At 66.3% G+C, this 25,629-nt stretch carries 21 protein-coding genes; 11 read left to right on the top strand and 10 right to left on the bottom strand.

Features of this window, described 5'->3' with window-relative positions; all coding sequences use genetic code 11:
• Positions 1 to 71: 71 nt before the first annotated feature.
• Positions 72 to 1,301: a tetratricopeptide repeat protein gene (locus Q2M23_RS16065; protein WP_316396110.1), complete on the bottom strand. Its 1,230-nt coding sequence runs from the start codon at positions 1,299 to 1,301 to the stop codon at positions 72 to 74.
• Between the two features lie 295 nt (positions 1,302 to 1,596).
• On the opposite strand from Q2M23_RS16065, the gene Q2M23_RS16070 reads away from it, so the two are divergent.
• Genes Q2M23_RS16070 through Q2M23_RS16080 form a run of 3 tightly spaced genes read left to right on the top strand, consistent with a single transcriptional unit; the run spans position 1,597 to position 4,432 of the window.
• Positions 1,597 to 2,697: an ABC transporter ATP-binding protein gene (locus tag Q2M23_RS16070; protein WP_316396111.1), complete on the top strand. Its 1,101-nt coding sequence runs from the start codon at positions 1,597 to 1,599 to the stop codon at positions 2,695 to 2,697.
• Positions 2,694 to 3,608 carry an ABC transporter permease gene (locus tag Q2M23_RS16075; protein WP_057019022.1) on the top strand — a complete coding sequence of 305 codons (915 nt, stop codon included), beginning with the start codon at positions 2,694 to 2,696 and terminating at the stop codon, positions 3,606 to 3,608. Before Q2M23_RS16070 ends, Q2M23_RS16075 begins: the two co-directional genes overlap by 4 nt.
• Positions 3,608 to 4,432: an ABC transporter permease gene (locus Q2M23_RS16080; RefSeq protein ID WP_168855443.1), complete on the top strand. Its 825-nt coding sequence runs from the start codon at positions 3,608 to 3,610 to the stop codon at positions 4,430 to 4,432. The genes Q2M23_RS16075 and Q2M23_RS16080 overlap by 1 nt, the downstream gene beginning before the upstream one ends.
• 92 nt (positions 4,433 to 4,524) lie before the next feature.
• Here Q2M23_RS16080 and Q2M23_RS16085 read toward each other — a convergent pair whose 3' ends face one another.
• The 4 genes from Q2M23_RS16085 to Q2M23_RS16100 form a co-directional block, all read right to left on the bottom strand.
• Positions 4,525 to 5,376, bottom strand: a complete 852-nt coding sequence (locus Q2M23_RS16085) for a carbohydrate ABC transporter permease (RefSeq protein WP_316396098.1) — start codon at positions 5,374 to 5,376, stop codon at positions 4,525 to 4,527.
• Positions 5,373 to 6,242 carry a carbohydrate ABC transporter permease gene (locus Q2M23_RS16090; RefSeq protein WP_026191797.1) on the bottom strand — a complete coding sequence of 290 codons (870 nt, stop codon included), beginning with the start codon at positions 6,240 to 6,242 and terminating at the stop codon, positions 5,373 to 5,375. The genes Q2M23_RS16085 and Q2M23_RS16090 overlap by 4 nt, the downstream gene beginning before the upstream one ends.
• 204 nt (positions 6,243 to 6,446) lie before the next feature.
• Complete coding sequence (locus tag Q2M23_RS16095) at positions 6,447 to 7,832, bottom strand: ABC transporter substrate-binding protein (protein WP_316396099.1); 1,386 nt, start codon at positions 7,830 to 7,832, stop codon at positions 6,447 to 6,449.
• Between the two features lie 156 nt (positions 7,833 to 7,988).
• Entirely contained in the window at positions 7,989 to 9,956 is a 1,968-nt protein-coding gene (locus tag Q2M23_RS16100) for an AsmA family protein (RefSeq protein WP_076829623.1), read from the bottom strand.
• A 244-nt stretch (positions 9,957 to 10,200) separates the two neighbouring features.
• On the opposite strand from Q2M23_RS16100, the gene Q2M23_RS16105 reads away from it, so the two are divergent.
• The 6 genes from Q2M23_RS16105 (at position 10,201) to Q2M23_RS16130 (ending at position 15,214) form a co-directional block, all read left to right on the top strand.
• Complete coding sequence (locus Q2M23_RS16105; RefSeq protein ID WP_016842309.1) at positions 10,201 to 10,908, top strand: CoA transferase subunit A; 708 nt, start codon at positions 10,201 to 10,203, stop codon at positions 10,906 to 10,908.
• A gap of 24 nt (positions 10,909 to 10,932) precedes the next feature.
• On the top strand, positions 10,933 to 11,583 hold the full coding sequence (locus tag Q2M23_RS16110; RefSeq protein WP_018268725.1) for a 3-oxoacid CoA-transferase subunit B: 651 nt from the start codon (positions 10,933 to 10,935) through the stop codon (positions 11,581 to 11,583).
• Between the two features lies 1 nt (position 11,584).
• Positions 11,585 to 12,229, top strand: a complete 645-nt coding sequence (locus Q2M23_RS16115) for a GNAT family N-acetyltransferase (RefSeq protein ID WP_316396100.1) — start codon at positions 11,585 to 11,587, stop codon at positions 12,227 to 12,229.
• 349 nt (positions 12,230 to 12,578) lie between these two features.
• The gene (locus tag Q2M23_RS16120; RefSeq protein ID WP_316396101.1) at positions 12,579 to 13,586 is read left to right on the top strand and encodes a GlxA family transcriptional regulator; all 1,008 of its coding nucleotides are present in this window, start codon (positions 12,579 to 12,581) and stop codon (positions 13,584 to 13,586) included.
• A gap of 103 nt (positions 13,587 to 13,689) precedes the next feature.
• A complete protein-coding gene (locus tag Q2M23_RS16125) occupies positions 13,690 to 14,217 on the top strand; it encodes a tautomerase family protein (RefSeq protein ID WP_057019026.1) in 528 nt (175 codons plus the stop codon).
• Between the two features lie 13 nt (positions 14,218 to 14,230).
• A complete protein-coding gene (locus tag Q2M23_RS16130; protein WP_316396102.1) occupies positions 14,231 to 15,214 on the top strand; it encodes a carbon-nitrogen hydrolase family protein in 984 nt (327 codons plus the stop codon).
• Positions 15,215 to 15,271: 57 nt separating this feature from the next.
• Here the strand turns inward: Q2M23_RS16130 and Q2M23_RS16135 are convergent, their stop codons facing one another.
• From Q2M23_RS16135 to Q2M23_RS16145, 3 genes are all read right to left on the bottom strand, one after another.
• Complete coding sequence (locus tag Q2M23_RS16135; RefSeq protein WP_057019028.1) at positions 15,272 to 16,639, bottom strand: MFS transporter; 1,368 nt, start codon at positions 16,637 to 16,639, stop codon at positions 15,272 to 15,274.
• A 79-nt stretch (positions 16,640 to 16,718) separates the two neighbouring features.
• Positions 16,719 to 18,248, bottom strand: coding sequence for an aldehyde dehydrogenase (locus Q2M23_RS16140; protein ID WP_057019029.1), 1,530 nt, complete (start codon positions 18,246 to 18,248; stop codon positions 16,719 to 16,721).
• Positions 18,245 to 18,898 (bottom strand): GntR family transcriptional regulator, encoded by a 654-nt coding sequence (locus tag Q2M23_RS16145; protein ID WP_075969134.1) that lies wholly within the window; start codon positions 18,896 to 18,898, stop codon positions 18,245 to 18,247. The genes Q2M23_RS16140 and Q2M23_RS16145 overlap by 4 nt, the downstream gene beginning before the upstream one ends.
• 156 nt (positions 18,899 to 19,054) lie before the next feature.
• Between Q2M23_RS16145 and Q2M23_RS16150 the strand changes: the two genes are divergently transcribed.
• Both Q2M23_RS16150 and Q2M23_RS16155 read left to right on the top strand, forming a co-directional pair.
• Positions 19,055 to 19,852 (top strand): alpha/beta fold hydrolase, encoded by a 798-nt coding sequence (locus tag Q2M23_RS16150; protein ID WP_316396103.1) that lies wholly within the window; start codon positions 19,055 to 19,057, stop codon positions 19,850 to 19,852.
• Between the two features lie 131 nt (positions 19,853 to 19,983).
• A complete protein-coding gene (locus Q2M23_RS16155; RefSeq protein WP_229192476.1) occupies positions 19,984 to 20,469 on the top strand; it encodes a Crp/Fnr family transcriptional regulator in 486 nt (161 codons plus the stop codon).
• Here the strand turns inward: Q2M23_RS16155 and Q2M23_RS16160 are convergent.
• On the bottom strand, positions 20,408 to 21,235 hold the full coding sequence (locus Q2M23_RS16160) for a metallophosphoesterase (RefSeq protein ID WP_316396104.1): 828 nt from the start codon (positions 21,233 to 21,235) through the stop codon (positions 20,408 to 20,410). The genes Q2M23_RS16155 and Q2M23_RS16160 overlap by 62 nt on opposite strands.
• A gap of 162 nt (positions 21,236 to 21,397) precedes the next feature.
• Positions 21,398 to 25,273: a PAS domain-containing protein gene (locus Q2M23_RS16165; RefSeq protein ID WP_316396106.1), complete on the bottom strand. Its 3,876-nt coding sequence runs from the start codon at positions 25,271 to 25,273 to the stop codon at positions 21,398 to 21,400.
• Between the last annotated feature and the right edge of the window lie 356 nt (positions 25,274 to 25,629).

Genomic DNA, 25,629 nt, shown 5'->3' on the forward strand with positions numbered 1-25,629 from the left:
CGGTGTCGTTCGTGGCCGACCCCCATCCCGACCTTCCCCCTTTCAGGGAAGGAGGAGAGCTCCAGCAGCGGCTATTGCCGGGCCGCCTCCTGTGACCAGGCGAGGTCGCCCCGGGACGGACGGCGATGCAGCCGCTCCGAGATCAGGCTCGTTGCCTGCCGGCCCTGGCCGGCGCGCAGGCATGCGACGATGAAGGTGTCCTCCCACAATTCACGTTGCGCATGGCTGCCGCCGATTCGCACCAGCTCTGGCATCAGCGGCGCAAGAATGCGCACCGCGTCGTCGTGATCGCCGGCGGCGAAGGCCGCGATCCCGCGGCCGAGCCCGATCGCCGCGGGGCCCGGCGCCAGTCTGCCGTCGGCGTCGCGCGTGGCCATCTCGACCAGCCGCGCCTCGAGCGCGTCGTTGTTGGTCGTGGCTGCGACGAGCGCGTGGTGCACGTCGGCGAAATGCGCGCCGGCCTTCGGGAAGTAGCCGTCGCCATAGGCGGCGACATCCTTCCAATGCTGCTCGAGACCGGTCTTGCCGGCGACCGTCAGCCGCCACAGCAGCGAGGCCGTGTCGGTGAAGATATTGAGCGGCGGATAGGGGCGGCCCGCCGGCTTGATGTGCTGCTCGTAAATGTCGAGCGCGCTGTCGGCGTCGCCTTCCTCGATCGCAATCAAGGCCAGGTGCCAGGCGAGATGGCCCTGAAGGAAGCTGGTGCGATCATTCGCCGGTAGCCAGGCGGAAAGGAAGCTGCGGCCTTCCGCCGCGTCGCCCTGCTCGAACAACGCATGCGCGACCGCGTGCGCGGCGCCGGCGTTCTCCGGCTTCAGCGCATAGCCGCGCTCGGTGATGGCGCGACCCGAGACGATATCGCCGGCCTCGGTTTTCGACCAGCCGAGATAGGTGAGGAACCACCAATCGTCGCCATAGTCGCTGATGTAGCGCTCGCAGATCGAAAGCCGCGCCGAGTCATGGTCGGGCCGGCCGGAGAACGCATAGAGGCCGAAGGCGCCGAGCAACAGCGAGAGGATCTGCGCATCGCGCGGATATTCGGCAAGGTGCTGTTCGGCCGCTGCCATCGCCTTCTTGCCCTGGCCCTCGATGACTGAGGCGATGATCTCGATGTGCTGGCGCTCGCGCGGGCTTGCGGCCGCGGCCAGCTGCCGTGCATCGGCCGCCTTGGCGCGGGCCTTGGCGCCTTCCATGTTGAGCTGGTGGACGCGGGCACGGCCGATATGGGCCAATGCGAAATCGGGGTCCTCGGCGATCGCCGCCTCGAATGCCGCATCGGCGCCATGCAGCGCCGCTAGCATGCGATCGACGCCGTCGACATAGTAGGCGGCGGCGCGGTCCGAGCTCGTCGTCAGCGGCAGGCCGTAGCGGTCGTGAATCATCGGTTGCCCCTCGAATTTGACTGCGAAGTCTAGCAGAGGTGCGGACGCCGACAATATTGCGGGAGATGTCCGTGAGGCGGTTGAGCCGGTGGCGATCCGCCGCTAGCTTGCCGCCAGAATCGGACCTTACGGGGAATCGGGGCTGACGGACGTGACATCGGGCGAAGCGAGTGCGGAGGCGGCAAGGCCGTTGCCTGAACCGGCCGTCCCGGACATGCCGCTGCTGCGGATCGAGGGTGTCGCCAAGTCGTTCGGCAATTTCCGCGCGGTCGACAAGCTCTCGCTCGATATCCGCGCCGGCGAATTCTTCGCGCTGCTCGGCCCGAGCGGCTGCGGCAAGACCACGCTGCTGCGCATGCTCGCCGGCTTCGAGACGCCGGACGAGGGCCGCATCCTGCTTGGCGGCAGCGACATCGCGCAGGTGCTGCCGCATGAGCGGCCCGTCAACATGATGTTCCAGAACTACGCGCTGTTCCCGCATCTGTCGGTGCGCGACAACATCGCCTTCGGGCTGAAGCGCGCCGGCATGGCGCGCGCCGACATCGCGGCCCGCGTCGCCGAGATGGTGGCGCTCGTCAAGCTCGAGGGGATGGAGAAGCGCAAGCCCGACCAGCTCTCCGGCGGACAGCGGCAGCGTGTCGCGCTGGCGCGCTCGCTGGCGCGGCGCCCGCAGGTGCTGCTGCTCGACGAGCCGCTCGCGGCGCTCGACAAGAAGCTGCGCGAGAGCACGCAAGGAGAGCTAATGGAGTTGCAGCGCCGGCTCGGCATGACCTTCATCATCGTCACCCACGACCAGGAGGAGGCGATGACGATGGCCGGCCGCATCGGGGTGATGGATGCCGGCCGTCTGGTCCAGGTCGCCACCCCGCGCAATCTCTACGAGGCGCCGGCCTCGCGCTGGATCGCCGAGTTCGTCGGCGACATCAATCTGTTCAACGGCGAGGTCACGTCCCGCGAGAACGGGCGCCTGACGGTCGCGACGGCTGATGCGGGCAGGCTGGCGGTCAGCGAGCTGTGGCCGCCGGTGACCAGGCAGGTCGTTGCCGTCGCGATCCGCCCCGAGAAGGTGAAGCTGTCGCGCCGCGCGCCGGCAACGGACGGCGGCGCGTCGCAGGCGATCAACCGGCTGGAGGGCGTCGTCACCGACGTCAACTATCTCGGCGGCGTGACCAGCTACCGGGTGAAGCTGGAGACGGGCGCGGTGGTGTGCGCGTCGATGGCCAACACCGCGCGGCTCGATGTGGATGCCTATCTCGCCGGCCAGCGTGTGGTGGCATGGTTCACCGCCGACGATTGCCTGGTGCTCGAACAATGAGCGCGCGCCGCATCTTCGCCCGGCCGGCGCGGTTCGCCGCGATCGCGCCCTATCTGTGGATGGTGCTGTTCTTCCTGGTGCCGTTCGGCTTCGTGCTGAAGATCAGCCTGTCGCAGACCGCGATCGCGCAGCCGCCCTATACGCCGGTGTTCGAGTTCACTGAGGGCCGCGCGGCGCTGGCCGCGGCGTTCGCGCAATTGTCGTTCGACAATTTCCGCCTGCTGATCTCGGACAATCTCTACATCCTGTCCTATCTGCGCAGCCTCGTCGTCGCGGTGACCGCGACGCTGATCCTGCTCCTGATCGGTTATCCCATTGCCTACGGCATGGCGCGGTTGCCGCAGCGTTGGCAGGGCGTGGCGATGATGCTGGTCATCGTGCCGTTCTGGACCTCGTTCCTGATCCGCATCTATGCCTGGATCAACATCCTGCAGCATGACGGCCTGCTCAACCAGGTTCTGCTGGCGCTGCACATCGTGTCCGCGCCGGTGGTCTGGCTGTCGACGGACAGCGCGATGTATCTCGGCATCGTCTATTCCTATCTGCCGTTCATGATCCTGCCGCTCTATGCGACGCTCTCCAGGATGGACGCGTCGCTGCTGGAGGCCGCGGGCGATCTCGGCGCCTCGCCGTTGCAGGCGTTCTGGCTGGTGACATTCCCGCTGTCGCTGCCCGGCGTCGGCGCCGGCGCGCTGCTCTGCTTCATTCCTGTTGTCGGCGAGTTTGTGATCCCCGACCTGCTCGCCGGCTCCAACTCGCTGATGATCGGGCAGACGCTGTGGCTCGAGTTCTTCACCAACAAGGACTGGCCGGTCGCATCGGCCGCCGCGGTCGCCTTGTTGCTGCTGCTGGTGCCGCCGCTCGTACTCTACGATCGCCTGCAGCGGCGTCAGCTCAAGGCCAACAGCTGATGGCGCGCCCCGTCACCAGGCTCACCAGGCTCACCCGCTTCAACATGACGTCGCTGGCGCTCGGGCTGGCGTTCCTCTATCTGCCGATCGTCATCCTCGTGATCTACTCGTTCAACGCCTCGCGGCTGGTGACGGTGTGGGGCGGCTGGTCGCTGCGCTGGTACCGCGAGTTCTTTGGCGACCGCGCCATGCTGGAAGCGGCGTGGATGAGCCTGTCGGTCGCCGCGGTGTCGGCGACGCTGGCGACACTGCTGGGCACGCTGGCGGCGATCGGGCTGGCGCGCGGCGAGCGGTTCCGGGGCCGGGCACTGTTCTCCGGCATGTTGTATTCGCCGCTGGTCATGCCCGAGGTGATCTCCGGCCTGTCGCTGCTGCTTTTGTTCGTGGCGCTCAATGCCGAGCGCGGGTTCTGGACGGTGACGATCGCCCACACCACGCTGACGATGTGCTTCGTCACGGTCGTGGTGCAGTCGCGCCTCGCCACGCTCGACCGCAGCCTAGAGGAGGCCGCGATGGACCTCGGCTGCGATCCGGTGCGGGCGTTCCTCCTGGTGACGCTGCCGCTGATCGTGCCGGCGATCGTGGCGGGGTGGATGCTTGCCTTCACGCTGTCGCTCGACGACGTCGTGATCGCGAGCTTCACCACCGGCCCGGGTTCGGCGACGCTGCCGATCCGGATCTATTCCGAGGTCCGGCTCGGCGTGAAACCCGAGATCAACGCGATCTGCACGCTGGGGATCGCGCTGATTGCCGTGATCATCGTGATTGCCTCGTTCGCCTCGAAACTGTCGAGCGCGCGCGGCGAGAGCGCCGCGCCGCTGTAATTTCCGTCATTCCGGGGCGATGTGAAACATCGAACCCGGAATCTCGAGATTCCGGGTCTGGTGCTAGCGCACCATCCCGGAATGACAGCGCGTCACGACTTGACGGCGCCTGCCGTCAGCCCGCCGACCATGTAGCGCTTGAAGGCGTAATAGACCGCGGCCGGCGGCAGCGCGTAGATGAAGCCGGTGGTCATCAGGAGCTCCCACGGCGAGTCGTCCGCGGCGAGGAAGTTGCCGAGCGCGACCGGCAGCGTGATGTCGGTGTCCTTCGACAGCAGCAGGAACGCGTAGAGATATTCGTTCCAGGCGAGCAGGATAGCATAGGTGCCGACCGCGACCAGCGACGGCATCATCAAGGGCACATAGACCAGGCGGAACAGCTGCAGTGTGGTGGCGCCGTCCATCGTCGCGGCCTCGTCGAGCTCGACCGGCAGCTTGTCGGAGGCCTGCTTCAAGACCCAGATCGCGTAGGGCGCGGCGATCGTCACCATCGCGAGGATCAGCGACCAGTGATTGTTGAGCAGGCCGTAATTGCCCATGGTGCGGTACATCGGCACGGCGAGGAACGCGGCCGGAATGAAGTAGGTGAACAGCGCCAAGTTCATGACGGAGCGGCCGCCCGGCACGCGCAGCCGCGAGATCGAGAACGCGGCGGCGGTGGCGACGAACAGCGTCAGCGCACCGACCGCGAGCGCGATCACGGTCGAATTCCAGAACTGGATCCAGAAGTCGCGCAGGAAGTAATGCTGCTGGTGGAACACGATCGAGAAATTGTGCAGCGTCGGATGCGTCGGCCACAGCTTGCCGGTGAACGCGTCCTCCTTCGGCGAGATCGCGAACACGAACATGTGGTAGATCGGAATCATGGTCCAGATGAAGACCGGGATGCCGATCAGGAGCAGCTTGGCCTCGGTACCGACTTCGCGGAGGGTGGGCAGCTTCATCGCGACAACCGTTTCATCATGAAATAGACCAGCGGCAGCACGAACGGCATGGCGCAGACGATCGAGGCCATCGCCAGCGAGAGCTGGTCGAGGCGCAGATAGCGGATGCCGAGCGTCGACAGCACATGGGTGAGGTCGGCGGGCCCGCCGCCGGTGAGCAAATAGACGCTGTTGAAGTCGCCGAGCGTCCAGATCATCGAGAGCAGCGTGCACGTGACGTAGAGCGTCTGCATCGACGGCCATGTGATGTAGCGGAATTTCTGCCACCAATTGGCGCCGTCGACGTCGGAGGCCTCGTACAGATCGTGCGAGATGGCGAGCCGTCCGGTCAGCAGGATCAGCGTCCAGAACGGCAGCGACTTCCAGATGTGGACGCCGATCGCCATCGCCAAAGCGACCGATGGATCGTTCAGCCAGTTCGGGCCGTCGTCGCCGGTGAACTTGAAGATCAACTGGTTGACCACGCCCCATTCGGGATTGAGCATGAAGCGCACCGACAGGATGGTCGGGATCGAGGGCACCGCCCAGGGCAGGATGAAGATGACAGACAGCCACCTGATCCAGGGCCGCTGCTGGGCGAAGAAGCCGGACAGGAACAGCGCGATCAGCATCTTGATGTTGATGCCGATGACCAGGAAGATCAGCGTGTTGATCGCCGCGCGCGCGAAAATCGGGTCGTGATAGAGCGCGACATAGCTCGCCGGATGGCGCGCCAGCCACAGGCCGTAGCCGACCGGATAGACCACGAAGGCGAGGAAGACGAGCAGATAGGGCGCGAGCAGCACGATGCCCCAGACCTGCGGCGGCGACAGCCGCGCCGACAACGGCGGCGAGGGGACATCGGATGCGGAGAGTGTGATCGCCATTCGGTTACTCTAAGATGTCGCTTACGTCGTCGATGTCGCCTACGTCGTCGTCCCGGCGAAGGCCGGGACCCATAACCACAGGGCCCGGCCGTTGCCAGAAAGCCGTCGACCAGCCTGCTCCCAAATTACTGCCTCGGCGTATGGGTCCCGGCTTTCGCCGGGACGACGCGGAGCAAGTGTCGGCAGTGCCGGTCATCGTTGATGTTACCCCGCGACCTGCTTGATGCGGGCGATCAGTTCGTCGACGGCCTTGTCCACCGGCACCTTCTCGCTGACGACGCGGTTCATGGCTTTGGCCCAGACGTTCTCGTTGTTCAGGATGGTGAACTTCCAGTTCTTGGTGAAGTCGAACGGCGCGGTGCCGCCGGTGAACTGATTCCACACCGCCTTGCGGTGCCGGTCGGCCTGCCAGAACGGGCTCGCCTGGCTGGCCTTGGTCACCGGGAACCAGCGACCGAGCGCGCCCTCGACATAGGGCCGCACATTGTCTTCCTGCATCAGGAACGCGATGAACTGCTTGCCTTCCGCCTTGTTCTTGGCGTTGGCGAAGATCAGCCCGGTCTTGACGTCGGAGCGGTACTTGATGGTCGAGCCGTCCGGTGCCTTGGGGAAGGACGCGGTGATGATGTCCTGCTCATAGGCCTGCTTGCCGGCGGCGCGCTGCGCGTCGGTCAGCGCCGGGTTGGTGGAATCCTCGAACCACTTCGCCGCGATCGAGATCGTGAAATTGTGGGTCATCACGATCGTCTTGTTGTGGAAGGCGACGTTGTTGTCCGGATCCTTCCAGGTCGTCGAGGAGGGCGGCGTGCAGCCCTTGATGTAGGTTTCGGTGTAGTCCTTCAGCGCGTGGATCAATCCGTCTCGGACCTTGGGATCGTCGACCAGGAGCTTGCCGTCGTCGTCGACCAGCTTGACGTGATAGGCGTCCATGAAGGTGTAGAACGACTGGAACGAGTCGGTGGATTCCACGCCCATCGGCTGGCCGACGCCGTAGATGCGCTGGCCGGTCGCCTTGCGGATCGCCGGCTGCACCTTGTCACACCAGAACGACCAGTAGTCCTCCCACTTGGTCGGGATGTCGGCGGCCTTGAAGCCGGCCTTCTCCAGCATGTCGCCCCAGATCTGGACGTGCATGCTCTGCTGCTTCAGCGGGAAGCCGTAATAGGACTTCTTCTTGGTGACGTCGTTGTAAAGCAGCGCGGCTTCCAGCGTGTTCGGCGCGAACGCGTCCTTCATCGGCAGCATGATGTCGGAGAGATCCTCGAGCTTGCCTTCATAGGCCCATTTGCCCTGGGCCTGCACATCGTAGGTGTCCGAATAGGCGACGTCGGGCACGGTGCCGGAATCGAGCGCGGCGACCGTCTTCGGAATCATGTCCTGGATCGCGTATTGCGACAGTTCGACCTTGATGCCGGTCTTGGCTTCGAATTTCTTGATCGTCTCGAGCAGCGCGTCGTCTTCGGATTTGTAAAATCCCTTGCCCCACCAGACGGTGATCGTCTTGCCCTGGGCGAGAGCGGGTGCAGTTGCGGCGAACAGGCCGACCGCGGCGACCGCAATTGATAGCGCACCGATAACCTTGGATCTCACGTTGTTCTCCCTCATGAGGCCGGCTTTTTAACCGGTTGGAGAAAACACTAGCGCATGCCCGTGACCCGATAAAGATGTCGCGCCGCCGACTTGTGTAGGGGTTTGCGGCGAGCGCGTGGATCGGTCCCGGTGCATCGATGCGCAAAGTGAATGGATTCAGTTCGACTTCGCATTCTCGGCCGACGCCGCCGGTGCGCCGCCGGGCGCGCCTGCCGCAGCATCGGGCGCCGCCGCGGGCCGTGCGGCTCCTCCGCCGGTGAAGCGCTCGATCACCGAGCGCACCGCGTCGCGGGTCTTGCGATCCTTCACCGCATCGAGCAGCGGAGCGGAGGCCGGCGAGCGGCGGATCAGGCTTTCCGGATCGGGGAAGATCAGCGGATCGTCCCACGGGCCCTGGATCACGAAGGGCAGATCGAAACCGTTGCCGCCGGCCGATGCCGAGGTCAGGCTGGCGACGCCCTTGAGATCGTATTCGCGCGACGGCACCGAGGCCGTGCCGGTCAGCGTGATCTTCGCGGTGGGGCTTTCGACATGAATGTCGTCAGCGGTCGCGACGCCGTCGGCGAATTTCACCGAGATGCTGAGATTGTCGTAGGGCGTCGAGCCGGAGCGGAAATTGCCGCCGCCGGACAGCGGCCGCTTCTCCAGCCGCTTCAACAGCTGCTCGACATTGAAGCCCGCGATCGCGCCGTCATGTCCATTCAGCGTCGCGGTGCCGTCGAGCGACGACGCGAGCCCGAACGGGCTCGAGCCCGAGGCGGTCAGCGAGACGTTCAGGTTGCCGCGGCCGGACAGCTTGTTGATGCCGAACAATTCGCTGGCGCAGGCCTGCAGATCGACATCGGTGAACTGGAATTGTGCCCTGACGTCGGCGACCGCATCCGAGCGCGCGATCGCGAACGAGCCCTTGGCGATGCCGCCATACATCTGCGCCTCGCCGACGCTGAGCGCCAGCGCGCCGCCGCGCAGATTGGCGCCGAACGCGGTGCGGCCGAGCTTGGACGGGCCGACCGTCACCTTGGCCGCCGACAGGCGCATGTCGAGATCGGTCGACGACAGCGAGGAAAGGTCGAACAGCTGCCTGTTCCAGTCGCGCTGGCCGCTGGCCAGCAGGCGGAACGTCGAGATGTAAGGCGTGAAATCGAGATTGCCGGCGGCAAGCGTCGCCTGCAGCGTCTGCCGGCCGTTATTGGCGTAGGTCATCACGCCCTCGGCGACGTTGCCGTCGAGCTCGACATTGACATTGGTGAGCGCGACCGAGCCGCCGACCACATTGGCGCGGGCCTTCAGCGCGAAGCGGCCGAAGCCGCCACCGCCGCCGGGCGGCGCCTGGCCCATCCAGCGCAACGCGTTGCGCAGCGACGGTGAGTCCATGGTGGCGACGCCTTCCATCATCAGGCTGGTGCGGTTGGCGACGGTTCCGTCGAAAGCAACTTTCAGCGGCGCGCTGGCGAGCCGTGCCTTCAGGCCGGAGCGGTCACCCGACAACAGCGCGACGAAGTCGCTGGCGCTGATCGAGCCGTCGACGCGTTCGCCGCGCCAGTCGAACTGGCCGGTTGCGGCAAAGGAACGCGAGATCGAGGGCCAGGCCAGCGAGAGGTCGATATCGCCGAGCTGCTCGGAGATGTTGTTGGTGCCGTCCTGGTAGTTCAGCTCGCCGTCCTGGATCCGGATTTCGGAGAACGACACCTGGTTCTCGGCGCCGGGCGTCATCGCCTTGGCGATGGTCTCGACGAACGGCGTCCAGTTGCTCTCGCCGGCGCCGTCGCGGACCACATGGATATGCGGACGGAGCATCATGACGTCGGCAATCTCGAACCGCCGCAGCAACAGCGGCAGCAGGCGCAGATTGGCGGTCAGCACGTCGACCTGCAGGGCGGGACCGATGGTATCGGCGCCCTTCAGCCCGACATTATGAAAGGAAACGTAGCTGCCCGGAAAAACCGAGACGTCGATCGGACCGTTGACGACGAGCTCGAGCCCGGTCACGGCGCGGATCTGCGCCTCCACCGCGCGTTGCAGCGCGTCCCGGTTGAGGAACCACGACGTTCCGACCAGCCCGACCAGCGCCAGGCCGAAAAGCGCCGCGATCGGCATCCCCAGGCGCTTAATTCCTTGGGCCATCGTCAATGACATATCCGGGTCGGGTTGAATTTTGTCGGGTCGTCGTCGAACACAGCGGGCTCTCGCCGGAGGCCCCTGCCAACCCACGCAACTTGAAGGGTTTTCTTGTCGCTTTCAAGGCCATGTTGCTGCCGCGGGCCGCCGCCCGTCGCCGCACCGGGCCGTGATTGACGCATTGCGAAGATTTCGCCTAATAATCCGCTTTGCCACAGCCGTTCCGCGCCCTCCATCAGGTATTCGCTGCATGAACAAAGTTTATCCCGACGCCAAATCGGCACTCGATGGTCTCCTCAAGGACGGCATGATGATCATGTCGGGCGGCTTCGGCCTCTGCGGCATCGCCGAGACCCTGTCCGACGCGATCCGCGAGTCCGGCGTCAAGGGCCTCACCGTCGTCTCCAACAATGCCGGCGTCGACGGCATCGGCCTCAGCCGGCTGCTGGAGACCCGCCAGATCAAGAAGATGATCTCGTCCTATGTCGGCGAGAACAAGCTGTTCGCCCAACAGTATCTCGCCGGCGAGCTCGAGCTCGAGTTCAACCCGCAGGGCACGCTGGCCGAGCGCATCCGCGCCGGCGGCGCCGGAATCCCGGCCTTCTACACCAAGACCGGCGTCGGCACGCTGATCGCCGAAGGCAAGGAAGTGAAGGAATTCGACGGCGAGAAGTACATCATGGAGCGCGGCCTGTTCGCCGACGTCGCCATCGTCCATGCCTGGAAGGGCGACACCGCCGGCAATCTGGTCTACCGCAAGACCGCGCGCAACTTTAACCCGATGATGGCCACCGCGGCGAAGGTCACCGTCGCCGAGGTCGAGCACCTGGTGCCGGCCGGCGAGATCGATCCGGACCACATCCATACCCCCGGCATCTTCGTCAAGCGCATCGTCGAGGTCGGGACCGGCAAGAAGCGGATCGAGTTCCGCAACACCCGTCCGCGGCCCGCCGCCTAAAACATAATCCTTCAGGAGAGCCACATGGCCTGGACCCGTGAACAGATGGCCGCCCGCGCCGCCAAGGAGTTGCGCGACGGCTATTACGTCAATCTCGGCATCGGCATCCCGACGCTGGTCTCGAACTACATCCCCGACGGCATCGACGTCAGCCTGCAGAGCGAGAACGGCATGCTCGGCATGGGCCCGTTCCCCTATGAGGACGAGGTCGACGCCGACCTGATCAACGCCGGCAAGCAGACCGTGAGCGAGCTGCCCTCGACCAGCTATTTCTCGTCGGCCGATTCCTTCGGCATGGTGCGCGGCGGCCATATCGATCTGTCGATCCTCGGCGCCATGCAGGTGGCGCAGAACGGCGACCTCGCCAACTGGATGATCCCCGGCAAGATGGTGAAGGGCATGGGCGGCGCCATGGACCTCGTCGCCGGCGTCAAGCGCGTCGTGGTCGTGATGGAGCATTCCGCCAAGGACGGCCCCAAGCTGCTCAAGCAGTGCAACCTGCCGCTGACCGGCGAGCGCGTGGTCGACATGGTCGTCACCGATCTTGCGGTGTTCACCATCGACAAGCACGGCAAGGACGGCATGGCGCTGATCGAGCTCGCCGACGGCGTCACGCTCGACGAGGTCAAGGCCAAGACCGAGGCCGAATTCCGCGTCGCGCTGAAGAACACCTGAGATGATCGGCGCGGGACGATCCTCGATCCGTCCCGCACGATCCGATGACGCCGGCTTCATCGCCCGCATTGTCCTGGCCGCGCAGCGCGGCCAGTTGCCGCGCGGCTGGTTCGACATCGCGCTCGACCGGGGCGAGGCGGAATGCCTGGCGTTCATGACACGGCTCGCCGTGGCGCGGGTGCGGTCATGGTATCACGTCGCCCATTTCCTGATTGCTGAAGTCGATGGCGTGCCGGCCGCCGCGCTGTGCGCGATGCCGGCATCCGGAACCGTCGTCGCCGCACGTGCGGCGATCGAGGAAGTCGCAGCAGAGACCGGCATGGACGCCGATGCCATCGTCGCGCGCGGCGGCTATGCCCGTAACTGCTGGGTACAAGTCGGCGAGGGCGACTGGCTGATCGAGCATGTCGCCCGACAAGCGTCCCATCGCAGCGGCGGCCTGGTGCAGGACTTGATCCGCCGCGCACTCGCCGACGGCAAGACGGCCGGTTACACGCAGGCATCGATCTCGTTCCTGATCGGCAACGACGCCGCCGAACGCTGCTATGCCAAGGCCGGCTTCGCCTTCGCCGAAGAGAAGCGCGACGCCGCCTTCGAGGCGATGACCGGCGCGCCTGGCTTTCGCAGATTTGCGCGGGCGATGTGAATAGGGCGCACGGCGAACGGCCCGCATATACATCTGTCGTCCCGGCGAAGGCCGGGACCCATACGCCGCGGCGGATGTTGCAGGCGGGACTCGTCGTTGCAATCGCGCATGACAATTCGCGTCGGTGGTTATGGGTCCCGGCCTTCGCCGGGACGACGGTGAGTGTGCGGCACGGCTTGTGAGTCATACGCCCGCATTTTCGCGACATGGTTTGTCCGGGTTGACAGTTTTGCTGAGTTTCCCGTCGGGCAGCCACACGGCGCGGCGCATTCGGCGCCCGCCGCCCGCTTGTCCGGTCGTCCATGCAATGGCAGAATTGCGCCATGTTGTGCAAAATCGGACACGGGCCATGCCACTCATCCGGATCTGGGTCTATGACGGTATCCTCGCTTCGGGCGTGGCGGGGATTGTCGACGTGTTCACCGCCGCCAATTCGGTGACGTCGCGGCGACCGCGACGTCGCAGCGGCACGCCGTCGCAGTTGCGGTGGCGCGTCGAGTCCTTGAGTGGCCGGCCGGTCCACACGGCGTCAGGCCAGGTCATCGGCGTCGATGGGCCGATCGGTGCGCGGTCTTCGGCAGACGCGGTGGTGATCCCGGGACCGTTCGTCGGCGATATCGAGCGTTTCTTCGCGCGGCTCGATACCGTCGAGCCGCTACTCGCGGCGCTGCGTCGGCAGCATGAGCGCGGTACCCTGCTCGCGTCCTATTGCACCGGCAGCTTCATCCTCGCAGAGGCCGGCCTGCTCGACGGCAGGGTTGCGACCACCCATTGGGCGAAGGGACGGACATTCGCGATGCGCTACCCGGCAGTGGATCTGCGCGTCGCCGAGATCCTCACCGAGCAGAACCGCATTGTCTGCTCGGGCGCGGTGACCACCTCGCTCAATCTCGCGCTTCGGCTGGTCGAGAAATTCGCCGGTGCCGACGTAGCCGCCGAGACCGGCAAGCTGATGCTGATCGACAGCAATCGCGTCTCGCAGGCACCCTATGCCAGCCGCGCGCGCGACACGCAGCACTCCGACGCGCTGGTGGCGCGGGCGCAGAGCATGATGGAGAAGTCGCTGCAACAGGGCTTCAGTCTGGCCAGGCTGGCCCGCGACCTTTCGGTCAGCGAGCGGACGTTGAACCGCCGCTTCAAGCTGGCGGTCGGCGAGGCGCCCTTGCAATATCTGCAGGCGCTGCGGGTGGATGTCGCCAAGCGCCTGATCGAAACCACGCGGCTGAAGCTCGACGCGGTCAGCGGGCGCGTCGGCTACAACGATCTGTCGACCTTCCGTCGTCTGTTCAAGCGCGAAACCGGGCTTTCGCCCCGCGAATACCAGCGTCGGTTCGTGCGCAGGGCCCCCGCCGCCTGAGCACGCCGTGTCCGAATTTGCCCTGAAAATGGCGATACTGCCACTGCTGCCGGGAGTGCGCCGCGCATAGACCTCCTGCTGTCAACAACAGGAGGTCGCCTCAATGCCGATGATCGACGTGACAATTCCCGAAGGAGCCCTGAAGCCGGAGGCGGAAGCGCGGCTCATCAAGGAGCTCGGCGATATCCTGATCGGCCACGAGGGGTTCGATCCGGCGAACAAGGTTGCGCAAGGCGTCACCGTTGTCTTCCTGCATCGGCCGGCCGCCGTTTATGTGGCGGGCCGGCCGTCGCCATCGCCACGATTTCGCATCGTGCCGACGGTCCCCGAGGGGCAGTACACCGAAGCCTCGCGCGCGGCCTTGGTGAAGGACGTGACCGATGCGGTGGTACGCGCCGCCGGCGGTTCGTTCGAGGATGTGGCGCCGCAGGTCTGGGTGTTTCCGACCGAGATCCCCGACGGCCAGTGGGGCAGCCGTGGCGTCATTCGTCCGCTGCCGGACATCCAGGCCTTCATCGCCGGCGAGCACGAGCGCAAGGTCGGCGAGGCGCGTCTGGCGCGACGGCGGCGCGTCAAGGCGCTGGAGTTGCTTGCGGGCGCGCTCGACGCTGCCCGTAAGGGCGTCGACTGACGCGGGCGCAACCATGACATCCGACACGCATTTCAGGCTCGCGGCGGTCCAGGCCGCCGCGGTGCCATTCGATCGCGACGCCTCGCTGGAGAAGGCCTGCCGCCTGATCGGCGAGGCCGGCGCCATGGGCGCGACGATTGCCGCCTTCGGGGAAACCTGGCTGCCCGGCTATCCCTTCTTCTGTCACGCGCCGACCGGGCCGAACACGTTTCGCGCGATGGCCGAGTATCTCGACAACGCGGTCGAGATTCCCTCGCCCGCGACCGATCGGCTCTGCGCCGCCGCCGAGGCCGCGGGACTGGATGTCGTGATCGGCGTCGCCGAACGTGATGCCGTGACCAAGGGCACGGTCTACTGCACGCTGCTGTTCATCGGCCGCGAGGGACGGCTGCTCGGCCGCCATCGCAAGCTGAAGCCCACCTTCAACGAGCGCTCGGTGTGGGCCGATGGCGACGCGGCGGGCCTGCGCGTGCATGAGCGGCCCTATGGCCGGATCAGCGGCCTCAATTGCTGGGAGCACAACACGATGCTGCCCGGCTATGCGCTGGCCGCGCAGGGAACGCAGATCCACGTCGCGGCGTGGCCGGGGCGGGAGCCCGCGGCGGCGCCACCGTCGCCGACGCCGCTCTGGCCGCGGCAGTTGTTGCTGTCGCGAGCGTTCGCCTCGCAAGCCGGCTGCTACGTCATCGCGGTCGGCGGCATGCGCTCGCACGAAATCACGCCGGAACGCTACCGCGAACTATCGACGATCGAGTACAGCGGTGACAGCGTCATCATCGATCCGCGCGGCGAGGTCATCGCCGGTCCGGCGCAGGGCGAGACCATCCTGATCGCGGACGGCTCGCGGGAGGCCGTGCTCGCCGCCAAGGCGCTGTGCGATATCGGCGGCCATTATTCGCGCCCCGACCTGCTGCGGCTGATCGTGGATCGCAATCCGCAGGAGCGGGTCATCGACTGCGGCTTCGCCGGGCGTGTCACGCCGGAGATGTGGGAGTGACGCGACGGCGCGGGTAGCCCGCGCCGTCAAGCTTATCGCGAGAAAGGTCGCTCCGCCTCACGAAGCTTCCTGCGGAATTGCGGATGGTGATTCCTCGCCCTTGAGCTCCTCGAGGCTGCGGTGCCGCGGCTCGATGCCGAGCGCCCATACGGTGATGATCTGCACGATGAGCAGTCCGATCATCAGGGCCATCACGCCGGCGACGCCGCGCGCTTCGAACAGCATCACGACCAGGAATGGTGTCACCATGGTGGCACCTCGACCGAGTGTGTTGACTATGCCGGATGCCCGCAGCCGCACCTCGGTCGGGAACAGTTCGGGAATATAGATGCCGAACAACAGCGCGACCAAGACATAGATCGGCACGGTCAGCGCGAAGCCGGCGGCCGGCAGCAGGAATGGATCCGAGATCATCGGATAGATGACGCCGAGGATGATCGATATCAGCGATGCGCCGATGATCGTGGGCTTGCGGCCCCAGCGGTCGGCGGTCAGGGCGCCGATCGCCGAGCCGATCGGCGCGCCAAGCGCCATCAGCAGCGAGTAGCCGAACGAGGTCGCGACGGACAGGCCCTGCTTGATGAAGAACACCGGCAGCCAGGTCACGAAACCGTAGAGCAGCGTATTGATGGTAATCAGGCATACCGCGCCGACGATCATGCGGGAGAGCAGCGGCGCGGTGAACAGCGTGGCGAGATCGGGCGACACCGGTGCCGGCGTTGCAGCCGCGGGCGCCGGCAAGGGCTGCCCCTGGGAAGCTTCTTTCTCGATCGCCTGCATCAGCGCCTCGGCCTCGGCGGTGCGTCCCACCGCCTCCAGCCAGCGCGGCGACTCCGGCAGCGACTTGCGCAGGTACCAGACGATCAAGGCGCCGACGCCGCCCAGCACGAACATCGCGCGCCAGCCGAATTGCGGGACGACGACCGATGCGACCAGCAGCGCGATGGGCAGGCCGGTCACGACGCAGACGGCGGTGAAGCCGAGCCACTTGCCGCGGCTCCGGGCCGGCACGAACTCGGTCATGGTGGAATAGCCGACAACATTTTCGGCGCCGAGACCGACGCCCATCACGAAACGGCAGGCAATCAGAAAGGCCATGTTTGGCGCAAGCGCCGCCGCCAGGGACGCGATGCCGAACAGCAGCAAATTGAACTGGTAGGTGAAACGCCGTCCGTAACGGTCGCCGAGGAAGCCGGTGCCGAAAGATCCGAGCATCATGCCGACGAAGGTTGCGGAGATGAACGCGGCGTTTTGGGCGAGCGTCGAGAACCCGGTTTTCAGCGTCACGCCGAGCACTGTGCCGGCGATATAGATGTCGAAACCGTCGAAGAACATTCCGATCCCGATCAGGATCATGATCCGGCGATGGAATGGTCCGATCGGTAGCCGATCGAGGCGGCTCCCGGCATTGACCGATGTCGACATATGCGCTCTCCCCTTGACTGTTTTCCTCGGTGATGCGGCCCGCCATCTGTGGGCGGTTTGCCGCTTTGCTCGACTGCGGCTAGTTCAACCGGCGCTGGCTGGCCGTGTCGCGGTACCAATCGAATGGCTGTTCGTGGGTCGCGACCATCACGCTCTTGGTGTTGAAATGGTCGTCGAAACTCTCGGTGCCGCATTCCCGGCCGATGCCGGAATCGTCAACGCCGCCCCAGGGCGAGGCCGGATCGAGCCGGTGGTGATCGTTGATCCAGACGATCCCGGCCTTGACCGCGGCGGCCACGCGATGCGCACGCGCGACGTCGCGGGTGCGAATGGCGGCGGCGAGGCCAAAGGGCGAATCGTTGGCGAGCCGGAGCGCGTCGGCCTCGTCCTTGAAGGGGGTCACCGAGGTGAAGGGGCCGAACACCTCCTCCTGGAAGATCCGCATGTCGGATTTGACGTCGGCGAACACGGTCGGTTCGACGAAATAGCCGTTGTCGTGGCCCGCGACCTTTGCGGCCACGCCGCCGGTGAGCAGCCGCGCGCCGTCTTCATGACCGTAGCGCGCATAGCTGAGAACGCGGTCGCGCTGGCGTGCCGAGATCACCGGCCCAAGCTGCGTGTTCGGATCGTACGGATCGCCAATGCGGATGGTGCGGGTCTTGGCCTGCAGCTTTTCGACGAACTCGTCGTAGATCGAGGCCTGCACGATATGGCGCGACGCGCAAACGCAGGTTTGGCCGGCGCCGATGAAGGCGCCGAATGCGGCATAGTTGACGGCGCGGTCGACGTCGAAATCGTCGAATATCATCACCGGCGTCTTGCCGCCGAGCTCCATGGTCTGGTGCGCGAACACCTTCGCCGCGGCGCTGCCCGCGATGCGGCCGGCTTCGGTCCCGCCGGTCAGCACAAGCTTGTCGATGTCGCCATGCTCGGCGAGCATCTTGCCGGCGCTCTGGCCGAGGCCAAGCACGATGTTGAAGACGCCGGGAGGCAGTCCGGCCTCGCTGAAGATCTGGGCGAGCTTCAATGTCGTCAGCGGCGTATATTCCGACGGCTTGACAACGGTGACGCATCCGGTCGCCAGCACGACGGCAAGCGACTTGCACAGGATCATGAGCGGGTGATTGAAGGGCGTGCAGTTGGCGACGATTCCGATCGGCGTGCGCAGGGTGTAGTTCAGATACGCGCCTTCGACCGGGATGACGGAATCGCGGCGCGACAGCGCCAGTCCGGCGAAGTAGCGGAAGAAATCCGGCAGGCGCGACAGCTGCGCGCGGGTTTCGTTGACCGGACGGCCGTTGTTCAACGTCTCCAGCCGGTACAGCGTGTCGAGATTGGCCTCGAACGCGTCGGCCAGCCTGTTGACGAGCCGGGCGCGCGCCCTCGTGTCCATCCCGCCCCACGCCTTGCCTTCGAATGCAGCGCGAGCGCTCTTCATCGCACGGTCGATATCCGCGGCGGTCGAATTCGGAATCCGGGCGATGACGTCGCCGGTCGCGGGATTGCGGACGTCGAGCATCTCGCCGTCTCCGGCCTCGACCTCGCGTCCGTCGATGAAGTTGCCGTGGATCTCGACGTCGATCGTCGCGGGCTTCGACGGAATGTTCATGATGACCTCTCTTCGACGATGACGGCGTTGCGCTTGAGTGCCGGCAGCACGCGCTTTTCGGTCGCCGCGATGTGAGCCTTGATGATGCGGGCCGCGGTGCGTGCCTCGCGCTGCTGCATGGCGTCGATCAATGCGACATGCTCGGCCACGAGCTTCGCCGGATCGTGGCCCTTCAGATTGGAGACGCTGACGCGCACCAGCCGATCGGCCTGGCCGATCAGGTCGCAGAGCGTGGTCGCCATGCGGCGGTTGCCCGATGCGTGCGCCAGCGCCGAGTGGAAGCCGCGATTGTAGGTGATGAAGTCCTCGTGGCTGCCGGAGAAGCGGCGGAATTCGTCGAGTGATTTCAGGATGCTGTCGGGCGCGCTCTCGATTGCTTCGGCGACGCAGGCCGGTTCGAGCGCAAGGCGGAAGCGCAGCAGATCGCGCGCGTCGGACAGCGAGATCGGATTGACCCGGTAACCCTGGCGGGGCTGCACCGTCACGAGGTGCTCGCGCTCGAGCCGCAGCAGGGCGTCGCGGACCGGCTGGCGGCTGACCGCGTAACGCTCCGCCAGATCCTGCTCTCGTATTTCATCGCCAGGAGCAAGCTGACACGATAAAATATCAGATCGCAGGTTTTCGTAGATATTCTCGCGGAGAAGGATCATTTTATTGGAGTCTCCTGCCCAATAAAATGCAATCTGTGAAATATCACGTCAAGCTGAAATCCTTGAAATTCGGGCGATTTGATTTATCAATCGTCCGCAGGGGCGCTTTGGAGCCCAAATGCGCGAATTTCGGGCACGATTTGAAAGAGAGCGACGATGGACAGGCTTTTGGCCAACCGCACAGTCAACGCAGCCCAGTCGGGCGAGGGGCCGCCGCTGGTCCTGTTTCACTCGCTGCTGTCGGATCGCGCGAGCTTCGATGCGATCGTGCCGGAACTTGCCCGGTCGTTTCGGACCATCGTGCCGGAACTACCGGGATTCGGTCGGTCGAGCGCGGTCGAGGGTGGTGGCCTCGCCGCGATCGCCGATCGGATGGCGGACGCGGTGCATGATGCGGCTGATGGCACGCCGGCCATCCTGCTCGGCAACGGTTATGGCGGGTTCGTCGCGCTGCAGATGGCGATCCGCCACCCGGCGATCGCGAGCCGGCTGATCCTCGCCGACTGCGGTGCGGCGTTCTCCGAGCCGGGCCGCGAGGCGTTTCGCAACATGGCCAGGGTTTCACGCGAGAAGGGGCTCGCCGCGATCACCGACATTGCAATGCGCCGGCTGTTTGCACCGGATTTCCAGGCACAGCATCCCGCGCTGATGCAGGATCGCCGCGACGCATTCCTGCGCACCGATCTCAACGTGTTCTGCGCGGCCTGTGACGCGCTGGCGAGCCTCGATCTTCGTGCCAAACTACGCAGCGTGACTGTACCGACGCTCGTCGTGGTCGGCGAATATGACGAGGCGACGCCGCCGCCGATGTCATACGAATTGGCAGGCGGCCTGCCGAGAGCCAGGCTCAGGGTCATTCCGGGATGTGCGCATGTCCCGCAACTGCAATCGCCAAAACTGTTCCTCGATACGATCGGCGATTTCCTGGCGGTCAAGCATAACGCGCCCGCCTGAGGCGCGCGCAAAGGGCTGGATCGCGCCGCGGGTCACGCGGTGGCGTGCCGACAATTTGGGCAGAACGCCCAGCTAATGCCGTTTGACGCGACAGCATCTCTGCCTAGTCTGACCGGAGACGGAGATGAAACATGCGAGCGATCCTTGATCACTGCACCGGCGGTCGCAGGCGCAGCCTGCCGGCGGGCACGGATTTCATCGAGGAGGGCGGCAAGACCGGTCATCTGTTCGTGCTGCTCGAGGGCAAGGTGGAAGTCGTCAAGGGCGACAGTCTGGTCGCCGTGATCGACGAGGCCGGCGCGGTGTTCGGCGAGATGAGTGTGTTGCTCGACCGGGCGCACAGCGCCAAGGTGCGCACGGCCACTGATTGCGTCCTGTACGAGTTCGACGATGCGGCGTCGTTCCTGCGCGAGCAGCCGGAGGTGGCGCTGCTGATCGCGCAGCTCCTGGCGCAACGGCTTCATGTCGCCACGACCTATCTTGCCGACCTGATGCACCAATATGCCGATCACGGCACCCATCTGGCGATGGTCGGCGAGGTGCTGCAGAGCATGATCAACCTGCCGCCGATGCAGGTCGCGCCAGGCTCGGATCGGCAATCCGATCCAAGGATATGAGCCAGTCCGGCGCATCGCGCACAGGCGCCGCCGGCCGCGACAGCGGCGCCTTGAGATCGATCATCTGCGCATCGCCGGCGGCGAGCCAGAACGCCTTGTCCTGCGCGAGATCGAGCACGATGTAGACCGGAGGCCGGCCGGGCTGCAGGCCGGTGTTGAACACCCAGCTCGCTCCGATCCGGTCGAACCACGAGCCGCTCTGGATGAACGGCGACTGATGCACATGGCCCGAGATCACCATCGCCGGATGGTGGCGCTCGATCCAGCCGAGCAGCTCGGCGTCGCCGAAGAAGCGCTTGCCGCCCCAGCTGGTCGGCGAATCCGCCGGCGGGGCGTGATGGACCCAGACCCAGCGGCGGTGCGGCACCGCGGCCGCCGCGCGAAGCTGATCGTCGATCCGCGCCTTGACCAGCGGGCCGTCCCACCACGGGCACACCGTGAACAGCGTGTCGCCGATCGTCAGGTTGTCGCCGTCGCAGGCGACGCCGAACTCCCGGATGCCGGCGACCCAGCGCGCGATCTTCTCGCCCTCCGGGTTGCGCTCGTCGAGGTCGTGATTGCCCGAGCAGAAAATCACCCGTGTGAGATCGGCGAGCCGCGACAGGTATTTCGTGACGACGACGATCTGGGCGCGGAAATCGACCGCCGAGCCGAGGTTGAGCGCATCGCCGGCGAAGATCACGAGATCGAATTGCGGTGCCGCCGCCAGCAGCCAGTCGAACTGCGGCAACGAGTAATGCAGATCGGCGACGACAAGACAGCGCATCGGTGAAATCCGAATGCCCGGAAAACGGGCGGGGCCGCACGGCAATGATTTCAAACAAGCCGAATCGCAGCAAGATCTATGCCGCGCCGCGCGGATCCGACGCGACAGATGTTCGCAGTGTCCTGGAATCGGCCGGCAAGAGCGCGAAGGGCGGATCGCGGCTCACGCCCTTGCTGTGGCGTGGGCGAAGGTCACCTCGATCAGCGTGCCGGTGCGGCCGCCGGTCCGGATCTGGAATTTGGCGCGATTGGCTTCGACCAGCGCCTTGGTCAGCGACAGGCTGACGCCGCCGGAGCCGGCCTGATCTGATGGCGTCGGGGCGCGGAACGGCTCGAGCGCGGCGGCGACCTCGTTGTCGTTGAGGCTCTGCCCGGTGTCGCGCACGCGCAGCATCACCTCGCCGAAATCCGACAGCGCGGTCGAGACGATCACCTGGCCGCCGGCATTGGCGAGATGGATCGAGTTGCCGATCAGGTTCAGCGTGATCTGGCGCAGCGCGCGGGCGTCAGCGACCACAGGCGGCAGCGTGTGGGCCAGCGAGGTGCGGATGATGATGCGCTCGCGGTTGGCCTGCGGCTGCATGACCGCGACGCAGCTCTCCACCATCTCGTTGAGATTCTGGCTGGCGAAGGCGAGGTCGAGCTTGCCGGTCTCGATCCGCGACAGGTCGAGCAAATCGTTGACGATCGCGATCACCCGCTCGCCGGAAGCGCGGATGTCCTTCATGTATTCGACATAGCGCTCATTGCCGAGCGCGCCGAAGCGTTCGCCGATCATCACCTCGGCAAAGCCGATGATGGCGTTGAGCGGCGTGCGCAGCTCGTGGCTGATCCGCGCCAGCATGTCGGACTTGGCGTTGGCGGCGCGTTCGGCGAGCCGCCGCGCCTCGCGCAATTCGCCTTCGCTCTTCTTGGTCTGCGAGAGATCACGGAACACCGCGAAGAAGTTCGGTCCGTCGGCGCGGGTGCGGCCCATCGTCACCGACAGCGGGATGATGCCGCCCTGGCGGACGCGGCCGAGCGTCTCGCGGCCATGGTCGAGCAGGCTGGCGACGCCGGCCGATTTCAGGCTGGCGAGATAGTCGTGGATGCCGTGCTGGCTTTCCGGCGCGAACAGGTCGGCGAGCTTGCGGGTGACGAACTCGTCGCCGTCATAGCCGAACAGCGCCTCGGCGCTGCGGTTGCAGGAATGGATGTTGCCCTCGGCATCGAACATGATGATGCCTTCGGCCGCGGTGTCGAGGATCGCGCCGAGCTCCTCGGCGTCGGCCTGGCCGGCCTGCGGCTCAGCCGGCGCAAGCAGCGGCTCGGCGGCGGCCGCAGGCTCCGGCTCGGACAGCGCCGCGGCGATCGCAGCATCCTCGTCCAGCGTGCGCGAGAAGATCAGCGCCAGCGCGGAATCGTCGTCCCAGGTGATGGTGTGCAGCCGCGCCTCGGCGGACACCGACTGCGCGCCGTGCTCGGCGCTCTGGTTCGCGGAGATGGTCACCGGCGTGCCGGTGCCCGACGTGCTGCTCGCCTGCGAGACGCCGGGCTCGACATAGAGCGCGTCGAGGCCGCCGGCGGCTTCCAGCGCGTGCAGGCTGTCATGGCCCATGCGCGAGAGGAAGGCGCGGTTGGCATAGAGCAGGCGGTCGAGCCGGTAGATCAGGATGCCGACCGGCAACAGATCGAGCAGCGCGCGGTCGCGCCGGGAGTCGGCGCGCGGCGCCGGCTCCGCCGCAGCCAGCCAGCTGGCCTTTGGTGTTTCCGCCGGTGTCTCCAGCTGCGCGACCGCCTCTTGCGCTGGCGCCTCTGCTTGCTGCGGCGGTTCGCTTGCGGGCGGCGCTTCGGCGACCGGCTCGGCCGGCACGCTGTCGTCCGTCGTCGCGGCGAGGCCGGCCTCGTTCTCGAGCCGCGCCGACAATTGACGGGCGAGCTCGTTGAAGGCGTTGTTCTCGACCGGCGTCAGCGACGGCGGCCGGGTGTCGCCGGCGGGACGGAACGGCACCACATTCGGTGGCGGGTCGTGACGCACTTCGTGCGTTTCCTCGTGCGTTTCCACGGCGTGATCCGGATCGGCTCGGTGTGAAGTCTCTGCGGCTGTCGGCTCGGTCAATTCCTCGGGTGGTGCTGCTGCGGTCGTGTCGGGCGGCGGCTCCGCGTGCGGCGGAGGATCGTCCTGTGGCGCGGCGGGCCCGGGCGGCGCAACGGTGCGCGGCGCCGGTGCGACATCGGCCGACAGCGATTGCGGCGCGACCGTGCCGCTGAAGAACTCATAGCGGCGCAATGCGGCGAGTCGCGCAAGCCCGTCGAGGTCGCGACACACACCAAAGCCGCGGTAGCCGGCGAAATTCCTGGCACGATCGAACACCGGCAGGCCGGACAGTTCGACCGGCAGCCGGCCGCCACCGTCGACCGGCCAGTGCAGCGTGATGCCGCTCCAGGTGTCATGGCTGGCGAACGCCTGCATCACGCGGCCCTCGGGATCGAGGCCAAAACTCTCGGCGATGTCGCTCCACAGCCGGCCGAAGCCCGCCGCGGTGTGCAGGCCGATCAGGCGGGTGAATTCATCGGAGCCAAGCGAGAAGCGGGCCTCATGGTCCATCTGCCACATGAAGCGCAGCGGATGGCGCCGCACCGGCAACGGCTCGTCGAGCCATGATGGTGGTGGCACCGGCGCCAATGTCGCGGGCTCCGGCTCGGCGGCAGGCGGCGGCGCGGGCGCATCCGCGATCGCATAAGGCGAGGGGGCGGGATCGGCCGGGGGCGCCGATATTTCCGGCGCGTGCGTGCGTGCCGTCTCTGCGAGATCAGGCGCAGGCTGTTCGACCGGCGCTTCAGCGGGTGCTTCGATCAGCGCTTCCGACAGCGGCTCCTCGACGGCGGGGTTTTCGTCGGGCGTGGTGTCGAGAGGTGCAGTCTCGACGGGCGTCGGCTCTGAATGCGTGAGTTCTGCCGACGCAAGTGGCGGGGCAAGAGGCGTAGGCTCTTCGATCTGCGCGCCGTCCGGCACTTCGATCAGTGCTTCCGACAGAGGTTCCTCGGCGGCAGCTGTTTCGTCTTGCGTGGTGTCGAGAGCTGCGGTCTCTACGTGCGCCGCCTCTGCTGCCGCGGCAGATGGAGCAGCATTCTCAGGTTCGGATTTGGCCGCGCTGACGATCGGCTCGATCGTGACGCGCTCTTCCAACTGCGGATCCAGCGCGTCGAACAAGGCGATCGGTGCTGCGCTGGCCGTCGCGGGCGCTTCGTCATGCGCAACGGCCTGTTCTACAACTGCAGGTGCTGGCGGCGGCTCTACGGCCATGGCCTCTTGCTGCGCTGGCGCTGCGGGAGCCGGTGCTTCGCGCGCCGGCGTCTCCGGCTCAACCGGCGCAGGCACGATCGGCGCCGGCCTTGCGGCGAGATGCGCCGCCGGCTTGATCAACGCGACCAGCGCGCGATCGGCGCCGTGCCCGATCCGCTGCAGCACGACGCGGCCGATCGCAACGCTCGCCGCCGCGCGGCCCTGCGCCAGCGCCTCACCGCGCGCGGCATCGAGACCGGCTTCGGTGAGGTCGTGCAGGCGGGGCAGCGTACGCGCCGCCTCATTGGTTGCGACCAGCAGTCCGTTGCTGGTGAAGGCGGCGGCCGGACGCGGCAAGCCCTGCAGCAGCCGCTGCAGGCGTTCCGCGAGCGGCATGCCGCGGCCGGTCGCGTTGAGCGCCGTCATCAGGATGCCGTGGCTGCCGTCCGGCAGGTCGATCCGGGCGCAGCCGCAGGTCGCGAGCATGCCGGGCGCAGCGCCGAAGCCGCGCAGCCGCTCCAGGCGGACCGCGCCATTGGCGTTCAGGCTGTGGCCGAGCCGCGCGACCTGGCGGCGGTGCGGATCGGCCGGGCCGAAGCCGCGCTTCGCCAGCTCGGCGCCGTTGGCGGCACCGAATACCTGCGCGCCGACCGGATTGGCCCAGAGAATCCGCGCGCCGTCGGCCGCCCACAGCCATGCCGGCAGGGCGCCCGTCGCATGATCCGCCAGCCTGACATCGCCAAGCGCCTGGATCTGGAATTCCGCGTCACTCATCACGCAAGATTTGACCGCATGGGTTTGGCTTTCTTCCTTAAGCTCAGCCGAAGGCCCGGCAGCCGCAGGACGACAGCCTTAACAGAAGGTTAGTATCGCAACTGGGGGGCGGCAGGTCCATGTCCGCAGCGAAACTGCCCCCGCCAAAGCCGGGATAACGTTAACTCGGCTGAACGATCCACAGCCGTTTGGCGTTGTCGGACAAAGAGAGGTTGCTGCGAGCCGCGCGATGCGGAACCAGGCGGCGCCGCGTCACACCTGCGATTGCAGTGCCACGATATATATTCTGCCGTCTATCTTGCCCTGGGCCCGCAGGGCCAAGCGGCGGGCCGATCAGCAAGCGAGGGAGAGCGACC

This window comes from Bradyrhizobium sp. 33ap4, from assembly GCF_032654765.1.
Taxonomy (GTDB): Bacteria; Pseudomonadota; Alphaproteobacteria; order Rhizobiales; family Xanthobacteraceae; genus Bradyrhizobium; species Bradyrhizobium australafricanum.

Coding starts and splice junctions, on each gene's coding strand:
- Q2M23_RS16155 (WP_229192476.1), top strand. CDS start 19,984: ATGCGAGCGATCCTTGATCACTGCACCGGCGGTCGCAGGCGCAGCCTG.
- Q2M23_RS16120 (WP_316396101.1), top strand. CDS start 12,579: ATGCCACTCATCCGGATCTGGGTCTATGACGGTATCCTCGCTTCGGGC.
- Q2M23_RS16075 (WP_057019022.1), top strand. CDS start 2,694: ATGAGCGCGCGCCGCATCTTCGCCCGGCCGGCGCGGTTCGCCGCGATC.
- Q2M23_RS16140 (WP_057019029.1), bottom strand. CDS start 18,248: ATGAACATTCCGTCGAAGCCCGCGACGATCGACGTCGAGATCCACGGC.
- Q2M23_RS16110 (WP_018268725.1), top strand. CDS start 10,933: ATGGCCTGGACCCGTGAACAGATGGCCGCCCGCGCCGCCAAGGAGTTG.
- Q2M23_RS16150 (WP_316396103.1), top strand. CDS start 19,055: ATGGACAGGCTTTTGGCCAACCGCACAGTCAACGCAGCCCAGTCGGGC.
- Q2M23_RS16090 (WP_026191797.1), bottom strand. CDS start 6,242: ATGGCGATCACACTCTCCGCATCCGATGTCCCCTCGCCGCCGTTGTCG.
- Q2M23_RS16100 (WP_076829623.1), bottom strand. CDS start 9,956: ATGGCCCAAGGAATTAAGCGCCTGGGGATGCCGATCGCGGCGCTTTTC.
- Q2M23_RS16070 (WP_316396111.1), top strand. CDS start 1,597: ATGCCGCTGCTGCGGATCGAGGGTGTCGCCAAGTCGTTCGGCAATTTC.
- Q2M23_RS16105 (WP_016842309.1), top strand. CDS start 10,201: ATGAACAAAGTTTATCCCGACGCCAAATCGGCACTCGATGGTCTCCTC.
- Q2M23_RS16160 (WP_316396104.1), bottom strand. CDS start 21,235: ATGCGCTGTCTTGTCGTCGCCGATCTGCATTACTCGTTGCCGCAGTTC.
- Q2M23_RS16135 (WP_057019028.1), bottom strand. CDS start 16,639: ATGTCGACATCGGTCAATGCCGGGAGCCGCCTCGATCGGCTACCGATC.
- Q2M23_RS16130 (WP_316396102.1), top strand. CDS start 14,231: ATGACATCCGACACGCATTTCAGGCTCGCGGCGGTCCAGGCCGCCGCG.
- Q2M23_RS16125 (WP_057019026.1), top strand. CDS start 13,690: ATGCCGATGATCGACGTGACAATTCCCGAAGGAGCCCTGAAGCCGGAG.
- Q2M23_RS16065 (WP_316396110.1), bottom strand. CDS start 1,301: ATGCTAGCGGCGCTGCATGGCGCCGATGCGGCATTCGAGGCGGCGATC.
- Q2M23_RS16165 (WP_316396106.1), bottom strand. CDS start 25,273: ATGAGTGACGCGGAATTCCAGATCCAGGCGCTTGGCGATGTCAGGCTG.
- Q2M23_RS16085 (WP_316396098.1), bottom strand. CDS start 5,376: ATGAAGCTGCCCACCCTCCGCGAAGTCGGTACCGAGGCCAAGCTGCTC.
- Q2M23_RS16145 (WP_075969134.1), bottom strand. CDS start 18,898: ATGATCCTTCTCCGCGAGAATATCTACGAAAACCTGCGATCTGATATT.
- Q2M23_RS16115 (WP_316396100.1), top strand. CDS start 11,585: ATGATCGGCGCGGGACGATCCTCGATCCGTCCCGCACGATCCGATGAC.
- Q2M23_RS16080 (WP_168855443.1), top strand. CDS start 3,608: ATGGCGCGCCCCGTCACCAGGCTCACCAGGCTCACCCGCTTCAACATG.